4 protein-coding genes are annotated in these 4525 nt (G+C 75.8%); 3 read left to right on the plus strand and 1 reads right to left on the minus strand.

Annotated elements, in window-relative coordinates:
• A partial coding sequence (locus tag ACIQOV_RS28900) for a YncE family protein (protein WP_401053455.1) occupies positions 1 to 950 on the minus strand: 950 nt, incomplete at its 3' end.
• A 143-nt stretch (positions 951 to 1093) separates the two neighbouring features.
• Here ACIQOV_RS28900 and ACIQOV_RS28905 point away from each other — a divergent pair.
• The 3 genes from ACIQOV_RS28905 (at position 1094) to ACIQOV_RS28915 (ending at position 4522) form a co-directional block, all read left to right on the plus strand.
• A complete protein-coding gene (locus ACIQOV_RS28905; RefSeq protein WP_401053457.1) occupies positions 1094 to 2002 on the plus strand; it encodes a LysR family transcriptional regulator in 909 nt (302 codons plus the stop codon).
• A gap of 124 nt (positions 2003 to 2126) precedes the next feature.
• Complete coding sequence (locus ACIQOV_RS28910; RefSeq protein ID WP_401053459.1) at positions 2127 to 2687, plus strand: hypothetical protein; 561 nt, start codon at positions 2127 to 2129, stop codon at positions 2685 to 2687.
• Between the two features lie 146 nt (positions 2688 to 2833).
• Positions 2834 to 4522: a multicopper oxidase family protein gene (locus ACIQOV_RS28915; RefSeq protein ID WP_401053461.1), complete on the plus strand. Its 1689-nt coding sequence runs from the start codon at positions 2834 to 2836 to the stop codon at positions 4520 to 4522.
• Positions 4523 to 4525: the final 3 nt, after the last annotated feature.

Genomic DNA, 4525 nt, shown 5'->3' on the forward strand with positions numbered 1-4525 from the left:
GTGATGGTGAGGGGGAAGAGGCCCACCTCGACGGAGCCGAGGCAGCGGTGGTCGTCGGTGGCGAACACGGTGAGGCGGCCCGGGAGTTGGCGCCCCAGGGCGGAGCCGGGGGCGGGGGCCGACCGGACTTCGCCGGCCAGGAGCAGGCCGGTCGAGGTGAGGTGTACCGGCAGGGCCGGGGAGTCCGTCGGGAGGACGGCCGTGACGGTCGCGGTCGGGACGTCGATGACGCGGATGCCCGGCGCCGCGGCGGGGGCGGCGGAGGTGGAGAAGTACGGGCCGGCGGCATAGACCCGGGTGCCGTCGGGGGAGACGGCCAGGCCCTCGCTGCCGGGGACCTCCACCTTGGCGGTCAGCGTGCCCCGTTCGAGGTCCACCACCGAGACGAAGGGTGCCTCCTTGTTGGTGGCGAAGCCGGTCCGGCCGTCCGGGGAGACGGCGAACCAGTGCGGGCCGGGGGCGTCGGTGTCGATCCGGCCGAGCGGGCGACGGGTCGCGGTGTCGATGACCACGACCCCGCCGGGGCGGTCCTCGCCGCCCTCCACGCTGACGTAGAGGCGGCCCCGGGCGGTGTCCAGCGCCAGCCCGTGCGGGCCGTGCTCGGGGGCGAGGTCGATCACCTCGATGATCCGGCGGGTGTCGACGTCGATGACGGTCAGCTCGGTGCGGCGGCCGCTGTTGGCGTGGTAGTAGCCCGAGTGGTACGCGCTGCTGCACCAGAGCAGCCGCTGGGTCGGGTCGAAGCACAACTCGTGCGGCTCGGCGAGGACTTGGAGAGTGTCGAGGTGCCGGTCGGTGGCGGCGTCGAAGAACGAGACGGTCGGGCCGCTCTGGCTGACGACGGCGAGGACGTCGCCGGCGCGGGCGGCACGGGCGGCACGGGCGGCACGGGAGGCACGGGCGGCACGGGAGGCACGGGCGGTGCGGGAGGGCTGGGAGGACTGGGACACGAGAGCTCCGAGGGGTGATCGAGGAGTGGCAGGTGATCACCTGTCGTCTCCACCTTCGGGGCGGGTGCCGGCGGGAACAATGCAAGGATCGGCATCGGATAGTTGCGCGGAACACAAAGACACAGCTCAGGAGCGTGTGATCGATGGACCTCAACCTGCTGCGGGCCCTGGACGCCCTGCTCCAGGAGAACAGCGTGACCCGTGCGGCCGAGCGGCTCGGCACCTCGCCGGCGGCGGTCAGCCGGATGCTGGCCCGGCTGCGCCGCGCCGTTGAGGACCCGCTGCTGGTGCGCGCCGGGCAGGGACTCGTCCCGACCCCGCGGGCGCTCGAACTGCGGGAGGAGGTGGGCGCGTTGCTGCGCGGCTGCGACAGCGTGCTGCGCCCCGGCGCCGGGTTCGACCCCGTGCACCTCGACCGCACCTTCACGGTGCAGGCCGGTGAGCTGATGCTGGTGCGGACGGCCGGCGCGCTCGCCGAGCGGATGCGGGCCGAGGCGCCGCGGGTGGACGTGGTGTTCCTGCCGGAGACCCTGGAGGGCGGCCCGGCGCTGCGGCAGGGCCCGGTGGACATCGAGCTCGGCGTGCTCGGCCACCTGGACCCCGAGGTCCGCACCCGTCGGCTGATGAGCGTCCCGCTGGTCGGTCTCGCCCGCGGCGGCCACCCGCTGTTCGACGGCCGCCGGATCACCGCCCGTCGCTTCGCCGCCGCCGACCACATCGGCGTCTCCCGGCGCGGCAAGCGCCTCGGCCCGATCGACACCGCGCTGGCCGGGCTCGGGCTGAAGCGCAGGGTGGCGGTCGTCGTGCCGAGCCACACCGGTGCGATGCTGCTGGCCCGGGACAGCGACCTGGTCACCCTCGTCCCGGCGGACTGGCTGCCGGACACCATCGCCGCGCTGGGCCTGCGCACCTTCCCGATCCCGCTCGAACTCGCCCCGCTGGAGCTGGGGATGGCCTGGCACCCGCGCAACGCGGCCGATCCGGGCCACCGCTGGTTCCGCGAGCACGTGGCGGCGGCGGTGCTGGGCGCGGACCCGCACGCCACGGAGTGAACAGGAGGGCGGCGCGGCCCGGCCCGGCCGGCGGCGTAGGGTCGGGATACCCTGCGGGGGTACATATGGCGGGCGTCGCGGACGGGGGCGGAGGATGGCGCGGTTGCGGCCGTTCGGTCCGCCGGTGCCGGGGGCCCTGCGCCTGCTGCTGCTCGCCGCGCTGCTGCTCGGCGTCGTGACCATGCATACGCTCGGCCATCCGGGCGGCGGGCACGGCGGGTCCGCCGGACACAGCGGACAGAGCGAACACAGCGGGCGGAGCGGAGCGATCGGCCACGGCGGGCAGAGCGGCCACGGCGGGCGCGAGCGCGCCGGGACGCAGGCCCCGCCGCCGCACCCGTCGGGCGCCGTCCGGCACGGACCGGCCGCCGAGCCCGCCCCCGTCCATCTCGCCCCGGTCCACCTTGCCGCCGGCCACCTCGCCGCCGGCCACCGGGCCGCCTCCGCGGTCGGCACCGTCGGCACCCTCGACCCCGCCGCCCCCGGCGGCATGGACCCGATGGCGGTCTGCCTCGCCGTCCTGGCCGGCTGGACCCTGGTGCTGCTTCTCACCGGCCCGCTGCTGCGCCGCAGCGGCGACGCCGCCGCCGAGGTACGGGCCCGGCTGCTGCGGGCCCTCCGCGCGCTGCCCCCGCCCGGAGGCGGGCGGATCCTCCTCACCCGGCTTTCGGTGCTGCGTCAGTAGGCGCGCGCCCGCCGTCCCGTGCCCGCGCCCGCTCGGGAGCGCCCGCGCGCACCTCCATGTGCCCGCTCGCGCCCCGCGGCGCCCGCGCACGGAACGGCCGACGCGACGCCCTGTACACCCACCCACCGCACGAGGTGCACTCCGCCATGCGCACACCCACCCGTCGTACCGTCCTCGGCGCCGCGCTCGCCGCCGCCGGGACAGGCCTGCTCGCCGCCTGCTCCTCCGACTCCATGCAGGGCATGGACCACGGGTCCATGAACCACGGCTCCACCGTCGGAGCGACCGGAGCGACCGGAGCGACCGGAGCGAGCGGCTCGGCCGGCCCGTCCGCCGCCCCGGCCGGCTACCTCGCCCCGAACGGCCCCGAAGTCGCCGCCGCCGAGGCCGCGCGCAACCCCGGCCCGGAGCGCAAGATCGCGCTCACCGCCACCGAGGCCACCCTCGACCTCGGCGGCCGCACCGTCCGCAGCTGGGCGTACGGCGACCGGTTGCCCGGCCAGGAGGTGCGCGCCACCCTCGGCGACACCCTCGCCGTCACCCTGGCCAACCACCTGCCGCAGTCCACCTCGCTGCACTGGCACGGCCTCGCCCTGCGCAACGACATGGACGGCGTGCCGGGCGTGACCCAGGCCGACATCAGGCCCGGCGGCTCGTTCGAGTACCGCTTCGCGCTCTCCCACCCGGGCACGTACTGGTTCCACCCGCACTCCGGCGTCCAGCAGGACCGCGGCCTGTACGCGCCGCTGATCGTCGAGGACCCCAGGGAGCCGCTGGCCTACGACAAGGAGTGGGTCGTCGTCCTGGACGACTGGGTGGACGGCGTCGACGGCAGCACCCCGGACGCCGTCCTCGCCGAACTCGCCAAGGGCATGGGAGGGATGGACCACTCGGGCGGCTCCGGACACGACATGCCGGGTATGCCGGGTGTGTCGGGGATGCCGGGCCACGACATGCCGGGGACGCCGGGGATGCCCGGGACGGGAGGCGCCCCGAGCGGCGCGGCCCCCGGCCGGATGCTGATGGGCGCCCGGAGCCCACTGCTGGGCGGTGACGCCGGCGACGTCGCGTACCCGTTCCACCTGGTCAACGGAAGGCTCGCCACCGCGCCCGAGACCTTCGCCGCCAAACCCGGCGACCGGATCCGGATCCGCCTGATCAACGCGGGCGGCGACACCGCCTACCGGGTCGCCCTCGGCGGCCACGAGCTGACCGTCACCCACACCGACGGCTTCCCGGTCGAACCGGCCACCACCCAGGCGCTGCTGCTCGGCATGGGCGAGCGCTACGACGTGCTGGTCACCGCCGGGGACGGCGTCTTTCCGCTGACCGCGCTGGCCGAGGGCAAGAACGCCACCGCCCTGGCCGTGCTGCGCACCGGCGGCGGTGCCGCCCCCGAGGCCGCCGTCCGCCCGGCCGAGCTGGACGGCCGGCTGGTCACCGCCGGGCAGCTCAGGGCGGCCCCGGGCGTGCGGCTGCCCGCCAGGGCGCCGGACCGCACGGTGAAGCTGGAGCTCACCGGGGGGATGGCGAAGGCCGACTGGGCGTTCAACGGCCGCAGGTACGACCCGGCGCAGCGCCATCCGGTGGCGGCGGGCGAGCGGGTGCGGCTGGAGTTCCGCAACAGCACCACCATGTGGCACCCCGTCCACCTGCACGGCCACAGCTTCGCGCTGCCCGGCGACGGCCCGCGCAAGGACACCGCGGTCGTGCTGCCGGGCACGACCCTGGCCGTCGACTTCGACGCGGACAACCCGGGGCTGTGGATGGTGCACTGCCACAACGTCTACCACGCGGAGACGGGCATGATGACCGTCCTCGGCTACCGGGCCTGACCC

The organism is Kitasatospora sp. NPDC091257 (assembly GCF_044757675.1).
In the GTDB taxonomy this organism is placed as follows: Bacteria; Actinomycetota; Actinomycetes; order Streptomycetales; family Streptomycetaceae; genus Kitasatospora; species Kitasatospora lactacystinica.

Coding starts and splice junctions, on each gene's coding strand:
- ACIQOV_RS28905 (WP_401053457.1), top strand. CDS start 1,094: ATGGACCTCAACCTGCTGCGGGCCCTGGACGCCCTGCTCCAGGAGAAC.
- ACIQOV_RS28915 (WP_401053461.1), top strand. CDS start 2,834: ATGCGCACACCCACCCGTCGTACCGTCCTCGGCGCCGCGCTCGCCGCC.